Below are 20,562 nucleotides of genomic sequence, written 5' to 3' on the forward strand. Positions count from 1 at the left end.
GTTCAGGCTGAGTTGGCGGTTCAGGTTGAGTTGGAGGTTCAGGTTGAGTTGGGGGTTCAGGTTGAGTTGGCGGTTCAGGTTGAGTTGGAGGTTCAGGTTGAGTTGGAGGTTCAGGTTGAGTTGGCGGAACCGTCGGAACGGAAAAGGCAGTAACCGGAACAGTCACACTGGCTGCATTAGAAGTCGAGCCATCATTGTCTGTGACTCGATAATTAAAAGACGCATTCCCGGCAAAGCCAATATTAGGCTCAAATGTGAGATTATCAAGTTGATTGGGAGTTAACCGTTGAACCTGAATCGGGTCACTCACCGCCACACCATCAAGCAACAGAGTACCTTGTGCGGCATCGGGTAATGTCAAGTTAATCAATTCTACGATGCCATCAGGGTCACTGAAGTTCGCCGCAGACAAAGGTAGAGGAATCGGAGCGCTATTGTTGAGAATTGATGAACTCTCAACATCCTGGGCTGTGGGCGGTTGGTTGGCTTCGGCGCTAACGGTGACTGAAATATTAGCAGGTTCGGAAGTCGCGCCTAAATCATCCTGGACTGTAAAGGGAATGGTTACACTACCGCTAAAACCGCCAACAGGTTCAAAGGTTGCTTGACCTTGATTATTGACTGTAAATGTTCCCTCGGGTAAAACAAGCTGTTGATCTACTATTTCTGGAGTGGTTGGATCAAGGTCAATCGTGCTTAATTCAACGTTTCCATCTGGATCACTAATATTATCAGTCAGATTAAAGGTGACAGGAGTTTCAAAGGCGGTGTTAACGTTTTCGTCGGTTGCTGTTGGAGGAACGTTGGCAGGGGGATTAACGGTAACAGTGATCGCTGTGGGTTCTGAAGCGGTGCCAACGTCATCCTGTACGGTGTAGTTAATCGTGGATGTTCCAGTAAACTCGGGTTCTGGAGCGAAGGTGACAACGCCTGTCTCGTCTACGGTGTAGCTTCCAACTCCGGGTACTTCGCGAGTGATTTCAACTTCGGGAGTTTCGGGGTTGAGATCTACTGTTGTCGGGTCTATATTACCATCTGTATCGCTATCGTTTTCGAGAATATTCAGGTTAACTTCGGTATTGACTGCGGTTTCTGCGGTGTCAGGTTCGGCAACAGGTGCAGTATTTTCGACTGTCGGATCGAACCCAAAGTTTATCCCGGTTACAGGTTGATTGGCAGCAACAGTTACAGGAAGATTATTTTCTGTTCCTAAAATCGCTCCTTCGGGAATATTTTCGTCAGTCGTATTAACCTCAATGCTGTACTCCCCTGGAATAACATCATCGAATTGGTAGCTACCATCAGCATTGGTTTCAACGGTAGCAAACACCTCACTAATATCAACTTCAGTATTAATTAATAAGCCAACATCAATTCCTTGTAAACCCGGTTCATTCTCGCTGAGACTGTCGTCGCCGTTGGTATCTGTAAAGACTGTGCCGCTAACGGTTGTGGTGGGTACGGCTGCATCAATAATCGTAGCTATTCCTTCGCGATCAATGATAAAGCCTCGACTGGGGTTAGAAAGAATGACTCGAAACTGTTCGTCATTTTCTTCGATGTTATCAACTAAGGTCTCAATATTAACCGTATCAGTTTCTCCGGCTGGAATGGTAGTGGTGCCTTCTGTTTTTCCGGCTGGAATGGTAATGGTGCCTTCTGTAATGGGTGTGAAATCCTCTCCCGCAGTCGCCGTAGCTTCACCCGTCTCTAAATCAGTATCGCTGGTAGCATAGTCTATGGTGATCGGTGTATTAACTGGAGAAGGGATATTAACGGTGAATTGAGCGGGTTCTCCTTCGATAACGGTAATATCGTTAATATTGATGAAGATCTGACCATAAACAACCCCACCTGCAATTAAATCTAATCCTCCTACGTCTTCGGATGTGTCTGTGGGGAAACTCTCGAAATCGACTAAATCATCAGTCTGCTGAACATCAGTCGCAAACAAGGCATATCCATTAAATTGCTGTCTTGCTTCGATACCCAGATCGCTAAAACTGATATAAATCCCACCGACGTTTTGACCCTCAACATTGTTTCTCCGCAGTAGGTTTTCACCGGGTTGATCTGCTCGTAGAACAGATGTATCCAGAGTGATAGACTGATCAACACCCCAGAGATCTCCTGTAATCTCCAGTAAATTTCCAAATTCAGTCGGAAGACCTGTTTGTGCGTCTAGTGCTAAAATGGGTGCGATTTTAAACGCATCGTTACCGCCACGCTCAAGGATGAGAAAACCCACTTCATCTAAGTTTTCCAGGGGAGCTTGTAAACCATCTGTTGAGATATAGTCAATTCGCTCAATGTTGTTGATATTTTCGTCTGGTGTGTTAGTCTGATTTGCAAAAATATTATCTGTACCTCGGTTGATCACGTCATCAAACAAGGTGACTTCCATCAAGTCATCATCGGTATTATCCGCAGGAATCTGGGCAAAAGGGGGTCTGAGATTGAGTTCGGTGTCTGTTTCGCTCTCCCGCTCAAACCAAAGCAGTTGTCGTGCGCCTTGAATACTCTCATTATCAACTCGCCTCAACTCAAAGTCATTGAGAATATCGCCTGCTAAAAATTCTTCTTGCTCTGGTGAGGTAAAGCTTCTGACAACCAGAAGATTATTGTCACCCTGTTGAAAGTTGTATTGTATCTCTGTTTCTTCGGGAACATTTGTTTGGATATCGGGACCGATATAGGAAATATTGCCGCTATCTTCGTCTGGTGCTATTCTCTCTACTCGTAGTTCCTCAATTGCTAAGGGAAAAGCAAAGCGATAACTTTCTATTGCTTCTGAGGTGAGAGGAAACGAACCCTCAAATTCATCGGTTTTGACTTCTAAATTCCAGTCTCCGCCTAAAGCAGAATGACCTGTTTTATTGGCAGAAGCGGCAATTTTTGCTCCGGTAAGTTGGTGCAGTTTTTCAATAAATTCAACGCCTGCGTCTCCGGCTGCAACGTTACAACCATAAAGCAGAATTTGGCTTACTGACCAGGTTTTGAGTTCGTTAGCGTAGAGTTGTAGACTGTCGAGGCTGAGTTGAGTATTACCCAGTTGTAAGCTTCCCTGACACCCGTGAGAAAGGATATGAATTTCTGAGAGATTGGGATTTTCTCGCAGAGTTTGAGTGATTTGTCTGACTCCATCTTGAGTTGTATTGAGGAGTTTTACGTTGACTCCCGGTACAACGCCTTTTAGTAGTTGTTTGCAGTCTTGTACTTGGGCATCAATAATAACAAGAACATCGGTTTTTGTTGAGTTTTGATCAAATTCCGGGTTTTCCCGAAATTGCCGAGAAATTGTAGAGGAGGAAGTTGGAGTATGAGTTGGAGTATAAAACATGATTTCACTTATTTTAAAAAACTACATTCAAGACTGATGATCCTCGTTCAAAAAATTCTGAGGATTCACTGAAAATATGAAACAGTTTGTTTGAAGCTGAGGTTAAGTTTTTGTTCAATTAACCGCGCTTTGAATAACTTGGGTTTCGGTTTCTAAATTTTTAGGCACTTGCCGTTGAGTTTCTATGCTTTGAAGAATACAGAAACTCAAGTCTAGTTCGACAAAGTTTAGGAATTCAGTCGAACTGAACTCGGTTGATTGAGGGTATATTATACAAATTTATTTTTTCGGGGTGAGGTTGGATAGATAGAAAATTCTATTCCTCTTTTTTTAATTGAATACTTCAGCTTTATTTCCAGAGTGAGGCTTTGAGTTAGCCAAAAACCTTGATTTTTTTCAACTTAACTATCAATTTGCACAATTCCCCCATAACGGTCACTCAGCTTAGTGCTAAATTTACTAATTTTTTCAACGAGATCACTTACAGGTATAACTGCTCTTTGTCTTTTTCTGTGTTTGAGCTTATAGCAGTTTATTTACTGGCATATTCTCCCTTGACAAAATGCTCATTTTGTGTTGAATTAATGAGGGATTTTGTCTATCTCTAAATGTAGAGAAATTGACTCAATAGCTTCTCAAATCATTATAGCTTTTCTGCTTGTAGATAGATGACTGTTCACAATGATCTTGTTAAAGTTGTGCTTCATCTTCTGCAACTTGGGAGTACATCTAAAAATCCTGATGATTGAAAACGAACTCTATGATGATCTCTACCTCAAGAGTTAGGGTATGGCACTGTACTGTTTCAAGTTCTCCCGAGGTGAAAGTCTCTTGATCAAGGCTTTTTAGTGTCTGACTGAGTGGAAATGATCAAGGTTTGGGTGGGGCTGTTTGCTTGAAATGTTTGATAGTTATTTCATTTGTAGGTTGTAGAGTAAACTAGAAATGTAGCTGACTGGTGTAACACGCCGTGCTAGAGGAACGTGATGATCAAGTCTCTCCCCCTCGCTTAATGGAGGGGAGCATTTTCGATCTGGGTTTAGCATCAACTTTGGGAGATCTTTCTCTGTATGAGTTTCAGATCTCTGCAAGTTGTCAAGGAATTGTTGTCGCTCAAATCTTTGAGCGCTATCCTAGCGTTCCGGGAGTGATTCTGATTGAGGAATCACCCGATGGAGATCCGCAATTTTTGGGGATGATCTCGCGACGCCAACTGTTAGAATTTTTGATTCGCCCTCAAGCAATGGAGCTGTTTTTACCCCAACCTCTGCGGGTTCTCTACAGCTATGCCCGTACATCGCCTTTGATTTTATCAGAAGATACGGCGATTGTTAGTGCCGCTCAACAGGCGCTCCGACGCATACCCGAACTACGAGGTGAACCCATTGTTGTTGAAATTGATCCGCTCTCCTCATCTTCTCGGAGTTTACCTTATCGACTGCTCGATGTTCACGAATTAAATATTGCTAACTGGCAAATTCGTGGAATTGAAACTCAAGTTCGCTTTGAACGAATGCAAACTCAAATTGTACAAATTGAGAAAATGGCAAATTTGGGACGTTTGGTGGATGGCGTCGCCCATGAAATTTTAGATCCGGTGGGTTTTATTTGGGGAAATTTAACGCATCTCTCAGCTTATAGCGAAAGTCTGATTAACTTGATATCAGTTTATGAAGCCCATTTTTCAACAACTCCGTCCGATATTCAGCAGATCAAAGATGAAATAGAATTTGATTATATTCAACAAGATATTCCTCAAATTGTCAAGAGTATTCAAAGCGGAGCAGAACGGTTAAAAAAATTGGCAACGAGTTTGCAAAATTTCTGTTATATTGATGAAGTTCATCCCAAGCCTGCTGATATTCATACGCATTTAGAAAGCATTTTATTACTGCTAAAAAATAGAATATCTAGTGAAATTAAAGTGATAAAATCTTATGATCATATCCCCCCTGTTACCTGCTATATTGGTCAACTGAATCAAGTTTTTATGAATATTTTAACCAATGCAATTGATGCCCTGGTGAGTCAGGCTTTTAGTGAAGATTGGGCGAAAAAATATCGAGGAAATATTAGTCAAAATATTGACAAACAACCCACAATAGAAATTACCACAGAAGTGCGATCGCCAAAAACAAAACTCAGTTCAGAAAGAACTCCCCAACGTTGGGTTTCTATTCGGATAGCAGATAATGGCCCTGGTATGTCTTTCGATGAACAACAAAAAATTCTTGAATCTTTTTCAACCCGAAAACGCCTTGAAAAAGAAACCAGTTTAGCCCATAGTTATCAAATTGTTACGGGGAAACATGGGGGTCAATTTCTGATGCAATCTGAACCGGGTATGGGAACAGAGTTTGAGATTTTATTACCTCTCGTTTGATTGAAATATTTAACCATAAACCTTAAGAAAACCGTTCTTTTAATGAATTACAGGAGAGATTTTTATGTCTTTCGATTCCTATAAAAATATTAGTTGGGAATTGGGCAAACTCAACGACAATCTCTTTACAAAAGATACGCGATATTATACAATTTATAATATAGAAAAACTATACACCGATGGGGTAGAAACCCGGTTTCTGCTAGAAACCGGGTTTCTGGTTTGTACCTCATACGAGCGCACACCGCTATATACAATTTATAATATAGAAAAACTATTGTCAGCCCTCGATTTCATTTTTCATCAATGTCAACAAGAACAGATCTAATACCGTTTCTCTATTCTTCGCTAAACACTGCACCTAAAAGCTTTAACGCCGTTTTTTGACCGTCTGTTAGTCCTGTAACTTGACTGATATTCATTCCTTCATAGAGACGATCTGCTTTCAAGGTTTGAATACAATTTCCCGTTAATACATCCCAGAGTTTAATGGTTTGATCCGCAGCGCCACTGACGATAATTTCTGGAGTATTAAATTGAGAAGTGGGATCGGGATGAAACTCCACAGACATCACCCAAAATTCATGTTCTTCTAGGGTTTTTAAACAGGTTCCTGTTATTATATCCCATAATTTAATGGTGCGATCGCTACTCGCACTGGCTAACAAACGACTATCTTGACTAAACGCAACTTTCCACACCCAGTCTGAATGTCCTGATAAAACGAAATGACAGTTTCCGGTATTGAGATCCCAGAGGCGAATGCTACGATCTAAACCACAACTGGCTAACCAGCGACCACAGGGACTATAGGCCACCCCTAACAGCCAACTGCTATGTCCGAATAAACTTTGATCCCATTCTCCCGTTTCTATATTGTAAATGTTTAGCGTCTGATCAAAGGCTGCGATCGCGATTTTTTTCCCATCCAAACTAAACGCTACTGACGCCACAAAATGCGCGGTAATACTTCGCAGGAGTTGACCTGTTTCGACATCCCAAAGTTTCACGGTTTCATCCCATCCCCCACTGGCGAGTATTTTCCCATCAGGACTAAATGCTACCGTCATTATTGTTGACTAATGACTAAACCGCAGTCATACCTATTCAGTTTACCCGAAATTCCAGACAATTTAGAGTCTTAAGTTACTGATACCCGTTTAACTACAACCTTGCGAGATTTTTGTCTAGACACATTAGCAAGAACTTCTAGCACTTTTTCAGATGATCAGGTATACTAACAGTAGTGAGGCAAGCCATTTCTGGTATCAGTTGTAGTCACGCACCTGCTGATCTTCCTCTAAATTTTCCCGAATTTACTGAAATAATTTTGGAAGTTTTTCTCTGCTAAAATGACCGAGATTTGTTGATTATTCTTCAAGCGATCAAAGAGGGCTAGAAGCCCAAGTGAAACCCTCAAGATATGTTGCGAATAGCTATTTCTCTAGAAATAAAAAGCTATAGTGAATTCTCATATAATCTGATAAACATCTTTATATTGAAACTCACAAAAAATCCCGATTGTTTAAAACGCATAAATAAGTCTATTTGTCAAGTCAAAATATGACAGTTTATGAACTGCAATACATGAAAACTTGTAAACACAGAAAGAACAGGTATATAGATAGGTGATCTTACTGATGCAATTAGTAAGATTGATACACCACTTAGTTAGTGTGATAGGGGGAGTTGTACAAATGAACGAGCTTAAGTTGCAAGAGCAAAGAAAATTTTCCGCTCAGATCAAGCCAAGCTGTAGAAATTTATATCAAGTTTTCATTCAAATAAAGAAAGCATAAATTTAAGGTAATCTCTCCAGTCAAACATTTAAGTTTGATCCCTTGGAACAGTTGATTTATGAAAAAATTGCCAGAGGCTATGTTTTGTATTAAATCTAACCAATTCAAAGTTTGAGGGGTGTAAAAATTTCTGAGAAACAGAGACTAGAGTTCTACAGAACCACCAAAAACTTGTAAAATTTTAGAGGGTTTCTAGAACCTAAAAAAGCTAGAAACTTAAAGATATTGGCACGCTTTAAATTTAGCTTTTGTAGCTAAATTCATTGAGAGAAGATACGCAAGCCAAAAAATTCCACCTGATCAGAGGCGGAGATTGTCCAAAAAATAAATTTTTCCTCCGAAACATTTCAGGAGGAATATCAGTCTTGAATGTAGTTTTCCTAAACCCACTGAAATGATGTTTTCTAATTCAGGCTCTACTCAAACCTCTTACTGTACTATTTCTACCCAACTTTTGCAAGACCCGGAACCGTTTCAAAAATCTCAAGAAACTTGTTTTTCTCTTGCTTTGCAGACATCAAAAACAAATATTCTTGTTATTCTTGATGCCCAAGTCGAAGACTGCGAAAAGCTACAGAAAGGGGTTGTACCGCAAGCAAAGGTCATTCTTCTCGATAGAACCGAAGACGGAATAGAACAAATTACCCAAGCGCTGCGAAAATATACCGATCTTTCAGAAATTCATATCATTTCACATGGTAGTCCCGGATGCTTGCAACTGGGTAATACTCAACTCAGCCTCGATACCCTAAAACGTTACGCTAGTCAACTGCAAACTTGGTCAGTTCCCTCTTTAATTCTCTACGGTTGTCACGTCGCCGCAGGAGATGCAGGCGTTGAATTTATTGAAAAACTCCATCAAATTACTGGGGCGAAAATTGCCGCTTCCGCCAACAAAACAGGTCATTCTGCATTAGGAGGAGACTGGAACCTAGAAGTAAAAACCGATGAATTTAAGGTATCATTAGCGCTAACTTCAGAAGCGATCGCTCATTATTCTTCTGTTTTAGCTACTCCTATTAATAGCCTTGGGATAACAGAAGAAAATATACCCGGTACCCCTGCTGCTGATCAAACCTATGTTGCACCTGATATTACAGGAACCCAGATCACATACAACTTTCAACAGGGAGCGCCAAACCTTCGCATCGTTAATGGTTTTGTCGCTGAAAACGCAGAATTTCTAGCAGGAAGCATCCTCAACGACTTTGAGTTGAGACGAGTGGATAATGACAATATCCAAGGAAACCGCCAACTCCTGTGGTTTGAGCGAGACAGCCAAACCGCAGCAGAACTCAACTTGCGACCCCCTTTACCCACCAATATTCCTTCTGGTGAGGAACTCATGGAAGTTGCCTTATTTGATGACGTCATCAATAGAGGCACAGACAATATTTTTGCCAATACAACAACGCAAAGCGACCAAAACATCAATAATATTGAACGGGTTGACTATATCGCAACCAACGGTTTGACTACATCTAATACACCATCAGACTTAGATTCAGTCGGTTTTCTGATCTTAGAACGTGCAGGAAACGACCCGTTTAAAATTGCACCCATTCTTGCTCTAGATAACGGTGTACCGAGTGAGTATGGGGAGTTAGTTCTCATTGCAGAAGATGAATGGGGTGAAGATCAAAGCTTTACATTGGAGACATCAGTTTTACGTTCTGATAACTCAGACGAACCACTCCAACGAAGCGCGGACGTTAACCCTCAATCCGTTGGTGGTGTTTATGTCAGCTATACAGATTTACGTGTCGTACCTGGTAATACTTTCTTTGGATATTCGTTGTTTGCCAATGATGTCAATGGAACTCGCGATCAGTTAGTTGATTTCACAAACGAAGCTGTTTTCCCAAGAAATACGAATGAAGCAGATGGGGGCTTAGACCTAATCGCAGGTGGAGTTGTCTATAGTAAAGTCCTAGTCTCAATTAGTGATGCGACTCCGGTTAATGAAGGTGAACCTGCCACGTTTACCGTAAGTTTGCAGGGAGAGACTACGACACCTGTCACCGTAGAGTATACCACCCGCGACGGAACAGCAACAGCAGATGAGGACTATACACCACCAATCACAAGAACAAGAACAATTCTTGCCGGAGAGACCTCAGTCACGATCACCGTTGAGACACTCACGGACCAGATAGAAGAACCCGATGAAACCTTTAGTGTCATCCTCACCAGCACCAATCAAGGTTTTATTGGGGATACAGAAGGAATTGGCACGATTATTGATGTTCCCCCGACCACAACGATTGGCGGTAGCATCTTTACCGATACCAACGGCAATAATACCCCTGACACCGATGAACCGAGATTACCCAATATTACGGTTAACTTAGTTGATGGGAATGGGAATACAGTTGCTAACGTTGTCACCGATGATAATGGGAACTATGAATTTACCAATGTACCTCCAGGAACTTACAACGTTGTAGTTGATATCACTGACCCAGATATTCCTGAAGGCGCGACACTGGCAACACCCAGTATTTCTGTAGAGGTTTCGGGTAATCAACCTCAACCAGATATTAACTTTGGGTTCACTCCAGCCAATGTACCTCCCGTCGCAAATAATCCTACTGCTACCACTCGGTTTGGTGTTCCGACAGATCCAATTCCCTTACAGATTACCGATCTAAATGAGAACGAAGATCTGACAACGATTGACCTTGATCCTGATACTGACGAAATACAAACAAGGCGACAGGTAGAAGAACAAGGACAAATACAAGGGACATTTGAGCTACAACCTCTAGTTGACAACCAACCTCCCACTGTTATCTTTACACCCGCCCCAGGGTTTCCCGGACAAGCAGACCCGATAACCATCAACTACACTGTTGCAGATAACTTGGGTGCGATTTCAGATCCAGGGACAATTGCAGTCACCGTTACCCCTAACCAACCCCCGACGGTCTTTGATGTTGAACCCGATGATCGCATTCCAAACAATAGTAACCCCATTCCCTTACCTTTAACCGAAGGAACAGATTTCCTCGATGAGGATGGTGAGATTGTTAGCATCACATTCACCTTACCTCCAACCGAACAGGGTGTTCTCCTACTCAATGGAGAGGAAGTTACAGACCCCGCCCAACTGGAAAATTTACCCATCGATCAACTAGGGAATGTCACCTTCCAGCCTAACCCTGAGTTTACAGACGAAGGCGAAAATGTCAATGTCAGGTTTACTTACACAGTTACAGATAACGACGGGGCGAGTTCAACCGCAAATATTACCATTCCCATTAACCAAGCCCCCATTGCTGAAGACGCAGAAGCCAGTACCCGCATTGGTATTGAAGTCACAGTTGATCTAGAAGTTAGCGATCCTGATCCTGATGGAGAAGTGGATCTCAACACCATTGACCTCATCCCAGGGACTCCCAAAATCGACCCAACATTTACGGTTCGAGGACAAGGAACATTTACAGTTGTTGAAAATCAACCCAGCGTTCTGTTTACCCCGGTTCCCGAATTTACTGACGAATTTACGGGCGGAATCGTTACCATACCCTACACCATTCAAGATGATTTAGGAGCGATTTCTAATCTTGCCAATATTAGCGTCCGAGTCAATCAACCTCCCGTCGCTGACAATGTTACAACTGATTCCACCCTCAATGTGAGTCCGGTGGCTATACCTTTATCTACGGCGAATTTCCGTGATCCCGATCCCGATGGCACTGTAGAAACCATCAGCTTTACATTACCCACTCCTGCACAGGGTCTTTTGTTGTTGGATGGTGTAGCGGTTACTGACGCCACTCAGGTACAAGATTTAACACTCGATCAACTCGATAACCTGACATTTCAGCCTAATCTTGCATTTGCGGGTAATGCCTCCTTTAGTTATACGGTGACAGACAATGATGGGGATATCTCGAATGTTGCGAATATAACGATTCCCATTGTTCCCTTATCTGTCCCCAGTTTTCCAGATCCTGTGAATTTGCCCCCACAAGCAGAGGATAAAACGGAAACCATTACCAATGATGGCACCGCTTCTAATCTTCCCCAACTGATTGCCACAGACCCCGATGGTACAGTTGAGTTCTTGACAATCGTTGAATTACCCCCCAATGGCATCCTATTCCTCAATGGCGAAGAAATCACCAGTTTGGATCAAGTTTCACGTCTAACTGCTGAACAAGCCGGACAACTAAGCTTTCAACCTGACCCCAACTTTATCGGTGAAGCCAGTTTCACCTTCACCGCAACCGATAACGACGGCGCTGTTTCTAACATAGCGACAGTACGGCTAAACGTGGAGGAAGATGCTGTCTTTCCTCCCAATCAACCCGTTGATGATGGCGGTTGTGACTGTCCTCCGTTACCCGAATTTGCTGGGATTGATCTCCCAAATCGTCCTTCCGTTATTCCCAACCCCTCAAATGTAGAACAACCCATTATCGGTTCTGCGACGGAAGACACCCTCCGAGGAACTTTAACAGATGATGAAATTCTCGCCTCTCTAGAAACGACTGTTGTTGTGGGCTTTGAGGGAAATGATACCGTTTTTGGCACCACAGGCGATTTACTCATCTTCGGTGACGAAGGAAGTGACTCTCTGTTTGGAGATTTCGGAAACGATACCATTATTGGGACGAATGGTGCAGGTAGCGGGATTTCTGTCGGAGATGTGCTTGAACAAGATATCATCTACGGCAACGAAGGAAATGATATTCTTCAGGGTGGCCCCGGAAATGACACGATTTTCAGTGGGGAACAAGATGATTTTACCTTTGGCGGTCAAGATAATGACATCATCTTAGGGGATTTGGGCAATGATACCCTCTACGGCGATCAAGGCGATGACTCGATGTTGGGCGATACCGTTGATGAAGACGAGATCGAACCCGAACGGGGTTTAAATGGCGTTCTTGACTTGATGTGGGGCGGTGCAGGCGATGATTCCATGAATGGCGGTCGCGGTAATGATACCCTCAGTGGTGGGGATGGAAATGATGACGTTCGGGGTGGGAAAGAAGACGATCTCGTTTATGGGGAAGCGGGAGATGACTTACTCTACGGGGACTTAGGCAATGACCATCTCTGCGGTGATGAAGGCAACGATACCATCTATGGCGATATCAATGATAATGTCAACTTTGCTGATACCCCTGGACAAGATACCCTCTGTGGCGGTATTGGAAATGACCTGATGTTTGGAAATCAAGACAATGATCGCCTCTGTGGGGGAGAAGATAGCGATACTCTCTATGGGGGGTTAGGCGAAGATACTCTCTATGGAGAATTAGGCGATGATTGGCTGTTTGGCGATGAAGGAAATGACCTATTATTTGGGGGGAGTGGAAGCGATCGCTTTTTGATCTTCTCCAATGAAGGTATCGATACCATCGGTGATTTCCAACTGGGGACTGACTTCATTGCTTTAGGAGGAGGCTTAACTTTTGACCAGTTAACTTTCACTCAAGAGGGAACCTCGACAATTCTCAGTCTTGATGGTCAACAGTTGGCAATTCTCAATAATATACAGGTGAGCGCTTTAACGGAAAGTAGCTTTACCGCTCTGGTTAACTAAGCTGTTATCCTGACAACAGCGATCGCGATTAGCGGTTGTACTGATCAACGATAGCGCGATCGCTGTTAACTGGTGTTCAATCTTAACGAGGTATCTGATGTGACTCGATCTCCCTACACCCAGAAACAGATTTTTTCCTACCTGTTTGCGGTGATCACGACCATCACCCTATTAGTATGGATTCTTAGAGGTTTACAAGTCCTGGCTTTTTTACCGGGGGTGATTATCTGGATACTGTTAGTCCTGTCTATTGCGACTGGTGTTTTCCGCCAGGTTAGCCGATAGCAGAAGATCTCGATTGATTGGTGATCGACTAGGATATAGACGAAATTTGCCAGATTGCGCTAGTATATTGGTTAGCAATATTGAAATCAGTCCTCAGAGGTGAGGGATAATCCGGTAAAATTAAGAATAAATGCTTATGGGTCAACCCCTATAGTGGGAGGAAAATTCCTAAATCCCGGTCTGAAAAGAGACTCATATTGGACTCTGAGCGATATATGATTAGGAGTTCATCCCTTCCAGAAACTCAATCAAGGTAGGTGCTTGACTCTTCAGCTCAAAAAAGCCTAATACCTGACTCGAATCTGTTCGAGTTGGGTTTAAACCTGGAAACAGATTGCAGAGTAGAGCAAGTAATCAGGCTCGGGCAGAGAACAATAGCAGGTATGTGCTGCTGAGGCTGTTCCAAAACTGACCTAACCGTGATCTAAAGTGACTCTATGATTGTTTCCATTTTTGACTGATAAGCCTGATAGCTGTAGTTTCCAGTATAATCAGCTTCTGTGACGCTCAATTTGAATCGTTTCTGTACTCGGTTAAGTCAGCAAAATTCCTCGAAAGACTGTAGTAGAGCAGTTTCAATCCCCTTTCGAGGGTAATCCGCTCAGTTTTCCAGATCGACCAAGGAATCAAAAAGCTTCTTTGAGAACAGGAACGTTTGAATTTAACTTAGCTATAACACTCAAATCTTGCCCCCTAAGCGTGAGTTTTGAGAACACTTTAGCAAATAATCAAATGTTGTTGTAGAAGAGTAAGGAGAAACAATGACCCAAGTTATCCTGGGTGAAAACGAACAACTCGAATCAGCATTGCGCCGCTTTAAGCGCGAAGTCTCAAAAGCGGGTATCTTAGCAGACGTGAGAAAGAAGCGTCACTTTGAAACCCCTCCCGAAAAACGTAAGCGCAAAGCAATTGCCAACCAACGTCAAAGACGCGCCATGCGTAAAAAGAGGATGTTTTAAAGAAGAAGATCTCTTCAACGATTCCATCTCTAAGTTTTGATTGCCCCTTATTGTTCTGTGCAGAAATGAGGGGTATTTCATGTCTGTTTAAAAAACCACCAAGACACTAAGACACCAAGGTAGTATTTCTTTGTGACTTCGTGGTTATTATAAACCCTCAAAAAACCACTAAGACAGTAAGACACCAAGGTAGTATTTCTTGGTGACTTGGTGGTTATTATAAACCCTCAAAAAACCACTATAGCAGTTTTCAGTTCTGTGAGGTACAGCACCGATTGGGTAGAAACCCGGTTTCTAGCAGAAACCGGGTTTCTGGTTTGTACCTCATACGAGCGCACACCGCTATAAGACACTAAGACACCAAGGTAGTATTTCTTTGTGACTTGGTGACTTTGTGGTTATTATAAACCCTCAAAAAAACACTAAGACACTAAGGTAGTATTTCTTTGTGACTTGGTGTCTTTGTGGTGATTTAAACCCTCAAAAAAACACTAAAAGTTAGTAAATCTTCGTGAATTTTTAAAAGTCTGGAACCTCTGAATGGTTAACCTCAGAATGACTAATCATGGTGGCGGGTTGAGTGGGAATAGACGCAATAATCGCATCCAACACTTTACCCACTGAGATAATTTCCATTCCCAAATCAGCCGGATTTTGACCTTTAGGAATAATGGCTCGTTTAAAGCCTAATTTTGCGGCTTCCCGTAACCGTAATTCTAACTGAGAAACGGGCCGAACTTGACCGCCTAATCCCACTTCACCTAATAAAATTGTACGCGGATCAACGATGCGATCGCGAAAACTGGCAACAATGGCGATCGCAATTCCTAAATCGGCTGCGGGTTCATCGACTTTCAATCCTCCCACGGAAGCTACATAAGCATCTAATTTTGATAAGGGAATTCCGACTCGTTTTTCTAAAACGGCTAAAATTTGTAATAATCGACTGCTATCAACTCCGGTAGTCGCCCGACGGGCTGAACCGTAACTGGCGGGACTCACTAAAGCTTGTATCTCTACAACAATTGGACGAGTTCCCTCCATCGAAACCACCGTTGAAGTTCCGGGGGCGAAATCTTCCCGATTTCCTAAGAACAATTCTGAGGGGTTGAGAACTTCCATTAAACCATCGGCTACCATTTCAAATACCCCGATTTCTTGAGTGGCGCCAAAGCGATTTTTCATCGAACGTAATAGCCGATGAGAGGCGAATCGATCTCCTTCAAAATACAACACGGTATCCACTAAATGTTCTAAAACTCTCGGCCCTGCCAATGAGCCATCTTTGGTGACATGACCCACAACAAACAGGGTAATATTTTCGCGTTTAGCTACCTGCATTAAAGCCGAAGTACATTCACGCACCTGAGCTACCGAACCGGGAGCGGATGTTAAACTGGCAAAGAAAATCGTTTGAATACTATCAATAATCGCTAACTTAGGTTTAAGAGATTCTAATTCTCTTAAAATCATTTCTAAATCGGTTTCAGGAAGGAGATATAATTCGGGTTCGCTTTCTTCTACTTTTTCTGGAGAGGGATTTCCGTTATTGCCATTTGTTGTTTCTGCTTTGGAAGTCTGAGCGGATTGTTTTTTGGAAAGCTGAGACTTTATTTCTTCTGTAAACGGATCATTTTCAGCTTGAGGGTTCGACGATGAAGATTCTGGCGGTTGAGAGTCGCCATTGTGAAAATCTACCTCTTCGGGTTTTGGCCCAACACCCAAACGCTGCGATCGCAATTTTACTTGTTGTCCTGATTCTTCGGCTGAAACATACAATACCCGAGTTTTTTGAGATAAAGTATTCGCCACCTGTAACAATAAGGTAGACTTGCCAATTCCGGGTTCTCCACCAATTAAAACCAAAGAACCGGGTACAATTCCGCCTCCCAAGACGCGATCAAGTTCTCCATAACCGGAAGACATCCTCGACTGGGTTTGATCAGCAATTTGAGATAACTTAAACGAAGATCTCGGTTGTCCTGACGATACCGAATCAACTTTAGCGGTAGTCCCTTCTTCTAAGCTACTCCAACTAAATCGTTGTAGGGAAGGGGGGGTTTTGGGTTCAACTTGTTCCTCTAAAGAGTTCCAAGCGTGACAGCTTGGACATCTACCAAAATATTGAGGAAACTCTGCCCCGCATTCGTGACAAACATATTGGATTCGCGGCTTTGGCATTGCTTAAAATAGATTGAACTAGACAGATTGAGCAATGAAGTCTAAAATGGATGCGATTTTGGGAAAAAGCAAAGGAGCAAATTGCTTCTGTGGGATTTGAGGTTCCTGTTCACCGAGATCTGATCGGAAAAACTCAAGAATTGAACTGAGTTCAAGGAAAAAAATGTAAAATTATACTTCATTGTAATTTTACTAGAAATCCGCCAGAAAGCCTCATTCCCTTGTGGGTGAGGATGAATGGCGGGAGAAAGGGAGGGTTCGATACCCTCTCTTTCTCCAGTGGATGCCGACACCCAATCTTAGTTTATGGTAAGATACAAACCATAAATCTAAAGCTGGATAAATGCTAGTTCTTGAAGCCAAGTTATACGGAAAATCTGAGCAGTTCAAAATCATTGATGAGATGATTTTGACTGCTCAGTTCATTCGTAATCGTTGCATCCGTCACTGGATGGACAACAAGGGCATAGGGCAGTACGACTTGTCTGCCCTTACCAAAGACTTGGCTAAAGAATTTGCTTGGTGTGGGAAACTCAATTCTAGTGCTCGTCAAGCTTCCTCTGAAAGAGCCTGGGCTAGCATTAAGCGTTTTTACGATAACTGTCGCCAAAAAGTTGCAGGGAAAAAAGGCTTTCCACGTTTCAAGAAGAATGTACGCTCAGTTGAATTCAAGGTAAGTGGTTGGAAGCTATCTGAGAATAGAAAACAAATCACATTCACCGATAAATTCAAGGCTGGTACATTCAAACTACGGGGTGGTTATGACCTTAATTTCTACTCAATAAACCAAATCAAGCGAGTCAGAATTGTCAGACGTGCTGATGGTTACTACGTGCAACTATGCGTCAATGTAGAGCGCAAGATTGAACATAAGTTTACGGGGAAGGTTACTGGCATTGATCTGGGCTTAGAGTCGTTTTATACCGACTCAGATGGCAACCGTATTGAAAACCCTAGATTGTTAAGGAAATCAGAGAAACGCCTTAAAATCTTACAAAAACGGGTTTCAAAGCGACAAAAGGGAGGAGAGAACAGAAATAAGGCTAAACAGAAATTAGCGAGTCTTCATCTGCGAGTAAGTAGGCAGCGTAAAGACTGGTTGGTTAAACTAGCCAGTGCGTTGGTAGCGTCTAATGACCTCATTGCTTACGAGGACTTGCAGGTGAAAAATTTAGTGAAAAACCATCATTTAGCCAAAAGTATTAGTGATGCCAGTTGGTCAATATTCACTAACTGGGTTGATTATTACTGCAAAATACATGGAATTGTTTGTGTAGCTGTTCCACCTCAGTATACCTCTCAAGACTGTAGTGGTTGTGGAGAGAAAGTCAAAAAAACGCTCAGTACCCGAACTCACAAATGTAAGTGTGGAACTGAGCTTCATCGCGACCACAACGCCGCATTGAACGTTCTGGCTAAGGCATTAAAAATGTTAGGACTAGAATATCAAACTACCGTTGGAAGAACGGAAAGTCACGCTTGGGGAGAAACCAGCCTCTATCTAATTCAGGAAACTGATTTAGACAAGCTGATTCGTTGAGCCAAGAATCCGCGTCCCCTTGTGGGCGCGGAGCTTCAATGGAAAACCTTTATTCTCTAGTTTTTTATTCCTATCCGGTCTGAGCGGATGACATTTGTGCCAGCCTTGCCCTTAAGCTAAGTTAAACTGAGAGAATTCTTGCCAGTTCTATAAATGATAGAGTAAAAAAATAAACACATTTGTCAAACAAAGTGTGATAACACAGACAACCTGCTCTGTTGTAGACTTGAAATTCCGTTGTCAACGGCAGAGAGTCTAGACAGGGTTGTATCAAAAACGTAGCTTAACGTAAACGTTGGGATTGGTGAAGTCAATTGGAAAATCATAAAGAAAAAATACTGGTTGTGGATGATGAAGCCAGCATCCGTCGGATTCTGGAGACACGCCTCTCGATGATTGGCTATGATGTGGTCACGGCAGCCGATGGAGAGGAAGCTTTAGAAACCTTTCGCAAGACTGACCCGGATTTAGTCGTCTTGGATGTGATGATGCCGAAGCTAGATGGTTATGGGGTCTGTCAAGAACTCAGAAAAGAATCCGATATTCCCATCATTATGTTAACGGCTTTGGGGGATGTAGCGGATCGAATTACGGGCTTAGAATTAGGCGCCGATGATTATGTTGTTAAGCCCTTCTCTCCCAAGGAATTAGAGGCGCGGATTCGATCTGTATTGCGTCGGATTGATAAAAACGGGGCTTCGGGGATTCCCAGTTCGGGGGTGATCCAGGTCGCTACGATTAGAATTGACACGAACAAACGCCAAGTCTACAAGGGTGATGAACGCATTCGTTTAACCGGGATGGAGTTTAGCCTTTTAGAATTGTTAGTGAGTCGTTCGGGTGAACCGTTTTCTCGTTCTGAAATTTTACAGGAAGTTTGGGGATATACTCCTGAACGTCATGTCGATACCCGGGTTGTGGATGTTCACATCTCTCGCTTGCGAGCTAAATTAGAAGAAGATCCCAGTAACCCGGAGTTGATTCTCACCGCACGCGGTACGGGTTATCTGTTTCAACGGATTATAGAACCGGGAGAAGTCGGATAATTCACCGGATTTTGATGAGTCACGAATCACGCCAAAATGCCTAAATCTGACCCCAATCGAGTGCTGCGACTTCTGCCTTTGTTAGTGGGCGGATTAGGGGGAACGTTATTACTGATCAATCGCACTCTCACCCCGGAGATATTGGACTCACAAGCGCGTTCTGATGCTTTAGGGGTGATATTGAGTGCTGTACTGATTTTAACGGGCTTGCTGTGGCAGCAAGTTCAACCTAAATCTCCCGATGCGGTGACTCTGATCGGTGAAACGGGATTTGATCTCAAATCCGATTTGCCCGATGAGGTTAAGACTGAATTGGCTTGGGCTTCTCATCTGTTGTTAACCAATACTGTAACTCGATCAGTCGTTGTTTTTTATCAAAACCAAGTGTTGCTGCGACGGGGAGTTTTAGGAAAAAATCCTCAAGTTCAACCAGGCCCTATTCTTCAACGAGTCTTAGATAAACAAAAACCTGTTTATTTGGTGAATCTCGCGCTTTATCCCGGTCGAATTGAGTTTGATTATTTACCCGAAAATACACAAGGGGTTATTTGTCAACCGTTAGGAAATCGAGGGGTTTTGATTTTGGGGGCAAATGCACCTCGCAGTTATACCCAACAAGATGAAAAATGGGTTGAAGGAATTGCCGATAAATTGGAAAATACCCTCAGTCAACGCTCAATCTAAATACAATGATTAATAGTGCAGTTTGAGAAGTAACCCCAATGTTAGTTTTATACTGGATTCTGGTTGTAGTCATGCTGGTCGGGATTATCGGAGCCGTTGTTCCCGCTCTTCCCGGTTCTAGCTTGATTTTAGGTGCGATTTTAGTTTGGGGTGTTGTCAACGGGTTTAGGGATGTGGGTTTAGCCTTGGGTGTGGCAATCGTTGTATTATTGCTGAGTGTAGGAATTGACTTTCTCAGTGCTTACTTGGGGGCGAAACAGGCAGGGGCTAGCCGTTGGGGACAAACGGGAGCGGTGATCGGGTTGGTTCTAGGGTTTTTGGGGTTTTTACCTGCTTTACCGTTTGGTGGGCCTCTGCTGGGGATTCTGATTGGGCCGTTATTAGGGGCAATCGTGGGTGAGTTTCTCTATCGGAAAGATTTAGCATTTGAGGCTAGAATTAGGCTGGCATTTAAAGCATCAATTGGAATTGTTGTTGGATCGTTTGTGGGAAATCTGATTGAAGGCATTCTCGCAACCGCTTGTGTGGTCGTATTTTTAGTCACAACCTGGCCTTATAATCTCTAAATCTTGAGGGAAAAACCTCGATGATTTGATGTGGCAATTCCTCCGATCTGAGCCTAGATAATCAGAGGATTCTAGGCTAATCAGATCGATTATCTAAGAAGCTTGACATCCTCTCCGCCGTAAACGACGGAGATTCCCAACATCACTGTTTGGGTTTCCTCTTTCTATGAGTTGACTTACTCAACTGGGTTTCCCCACTTAAGCAGAGATCAGTCTCTCGGG

The 20,562-nt window shown here is 42.9% G+C and carries 12 protein-coding genes; 9 read left to right on the forward strand and 3 right to left on the reverse strand.

What is annotated here, in order from left to right:
- The coding region (locus WN50_RS31195; RefSeq protein WP_152964939.1) for a DUF4347 domain-containing protein at positions 1-3,340 on the reverse strand (3,340 nt) is incomplete at its 3' end.
- Between the two features lie 970 nt (positions 3,341-4,310).
- On the opposite strand from WN50_RS31195, the gene WN50_RS26810 reads away from it, so the two are divergent.
- Both WN50_RS26810 and WN50_RS26815 read left to right on the forward strand, forming a co-directional pair.
- Positions 4,311-5,723: a sensor histidine kinase gene (locus WN50_RS26810; RefSeq protein ID WP_425354846.1), complete on the forward strand. Its 1,413-nt coding sequence runs from the start codon at positions 4,311-4,313 to the stop codon at positions 5,721-5,723.
- Positions 5,724-5,787: 64 nt separating this feature from the next.
- Positions 5,788-6,051, forward strand: a complete 264-nt coding sequence (locus WN50_RS26815) for a hypothetical protein (protein WP_046281220.1) — start codon at positions 5,788-5,790, stop codon at positions 6,049-6,051.
- 10 nt (positions 6,052-6,061) lie between these two features.
- On the opposite strand, the gene WN50_RS26820 is transcribed toward WN50_RS26815, so the two are convergent.
- On the reverse strand, positions 6,062-6,793 hold the full coding sequence (locus WN50_RS26820; RefSeq protein ID WP_046281221.1) for a WD40 repeat domain-containing protein: 732 nt from the start codon (positions 6,791-6,793) through the stop codon (positions 6,062-6,064).
- A 1,123-nt stretch (positions 6,794-7,916) separates the two neighbouring features.
- Between WN50_RS26820 and WN50_RS26825 the strand changes: the two genes are divergently transcribed.
- From WN50_RS26825 to rpsU, 3 genes are all read left to right on the forward strand, one after another.
- Positions 7,917-13,079, forward strand: coding sequence for a DUF4347 domain-containing protein (locus tag WN50_RS26825; protein WP_082172573.1), 5,163 nt, complete (start codon positions 7,917-7,919; stop codon positions 13,077-13,079).
- Positions 13,080-13,178: 99 nt separating this feature from the next.
- The gene (locus tag WN50_RS32870) at positions 13,179-13,364 is read left to right on the forward strand and encodes a hypothetical protein (RefSeq protein ID WP_200906361.1); all 186 of its coding nucleotides are present in this window, start codon (positions 13,179-13,181) and stop codon (positions 13,362-13,364) included.
- A gap of 761 nt (positions 13,365-14,125) precedes the next feature.
- Positions 14,126-14,323 (forward strand): 30S ribosomal protein S21, encoded by a 198-nt coding sequence (gene rpsU / locus WN50_RS26830; RefSeq protein WP_046281223.1) that lies wholly within the window; start codon positions 14,126-14,128, stop codon positions 14,321-14,323.
- A gap of 519 nt (positions 14,324-14,842) precedes the next feature.
- Here rpsU and radA read toward each other — a convergent pair.
- Positions 14,843-16,504, reverse strand: coding sequence for a DNA repair protein RadA (radA, locus tag WN50_RS26835; protein WP_046281224.1), 1,662 nt, complete (start codon positions 16,502-16,504; stop codon positions 14,843-14,845).
- 343 nt (positions 16,505-16,847) lie between these two features.
- Between radA and WN50_RS26840 the strand changes: the two genes are divergently transcribed.
- From WN50_RS26840 to WN50_RS26855, 4 genes are all read left to right on the forward strand, one after another.
- Positions 16,848-18,044 carry an RNA-guided endonuclease InsQ/TnpB family protein gene (locus tag WN50_RS26840; RefSeq protein WP_046281225.1) on the forward strand — a complete coding sequence of 399 codons (1,197 nt, stop codon included), beginning with the start codon at positions 16,848-16,850 and terminating at the stop codon, positions 18,042-18,044.
- Positions 18,045-18,358: 314 nt separating this feature from the next.
- Positions 18,359-19,090 carry a response regulator transcription factor RpaB gene (rpaB, locus tag WN50_RS26845; RefSeq protein ID WP_046281226.1) on the forward strand — a complete coding sequence of 244 codons (732 nt, stop codon included), beginning with the start codon at positions 18,359-18,361 and terminating at the stop codon, positions 19,088-19,090.
- A gap of 36 nt (positions 19,091-19,126) precedes the next feature.
- Positions 19,127-19,774, forward strand: a complete 648-nt coding sequence (locus WN50_RS26850; protein ID WP_046281227.1) for a cofactor assembly of complex C subunit B — start codon at positions 19,127-19,129, stop codon at positions 19,772-19,774.
- Positions 19,775-19,812: 38 nt separating this feature from the next.
- Positions 19,813-20,340 (forward strand): DUF456 domain-containing protein, encoded by a 528-nt coding sequence (locus WN50_RS26855; protein ID WP_046281228.1) that lies wholly within the window; start codon positions 19,813-19,815, stop codon positions 20,338-20,340.
- Positions 20,341-20,562 lie beyond the last annotated feature (222 nt).

Source organism: Limnoraphis robusta CS-951 (assembly GCF_000972705.2).

Bases quoted from the DNA above. Each gene is read 5' to 3' on its own strand.
- WN50_RS26815 (WP_046281220.1), top strand. From the start codon at position 5,788: ATGTCTTTCGATTCCTATAAAAATATTAGTTGGGAATTGGGCAAACTC.
- WN50_RS26820 (WP_046281221.1), bottom strand. From the start codon at position 6,793: ATGACGGTAGCATTTAGTCCTGATGGGAAAATACTCGCCAGTGGGGGA.
- WN50_RS26825 (WP_082172573.1), top strand. From the start codon at position 7,917: ATGATGTTTTCTAATTCAGGCTCTACTCAAACCTCTTACTGTACTATT.
- rpsU (WP_046281223.1), top strand. From the start codon at position 14,126: ATGACCCAAGTTATCCTGGGTGAAAACGAACAACTCGAATCAGCATTG.
- radA (WP_046281224.1), bottom strand. From the start codon at position 16,504: ATGCCAAAGCCGCGAATCCAATATGTTTGTCACGAATGCGGGGCAGAG.
- WN50_RS26840 (WP_046281225.1), top strand. From the start codon at position 16,848: ATGCTAGTTCTTGAAGCCAAGTTATACGGAAAATCTGAGCAGTTCAAA.
- WN50_RS26850 (WP_046281227.1), top strand. From the start codon at position 19,127: ATGCCTAAATCTGACCCCAATCGAGTGCTGCGACTTCTGCCTTTGTTA.
- WN50_RS26855 (WP_046281228.1), top strand. From the start codon at position 19,813: ATGTTAGTTTTATACTGGATTCTGGTTGTAGTCATGCTGGTCGGGATT.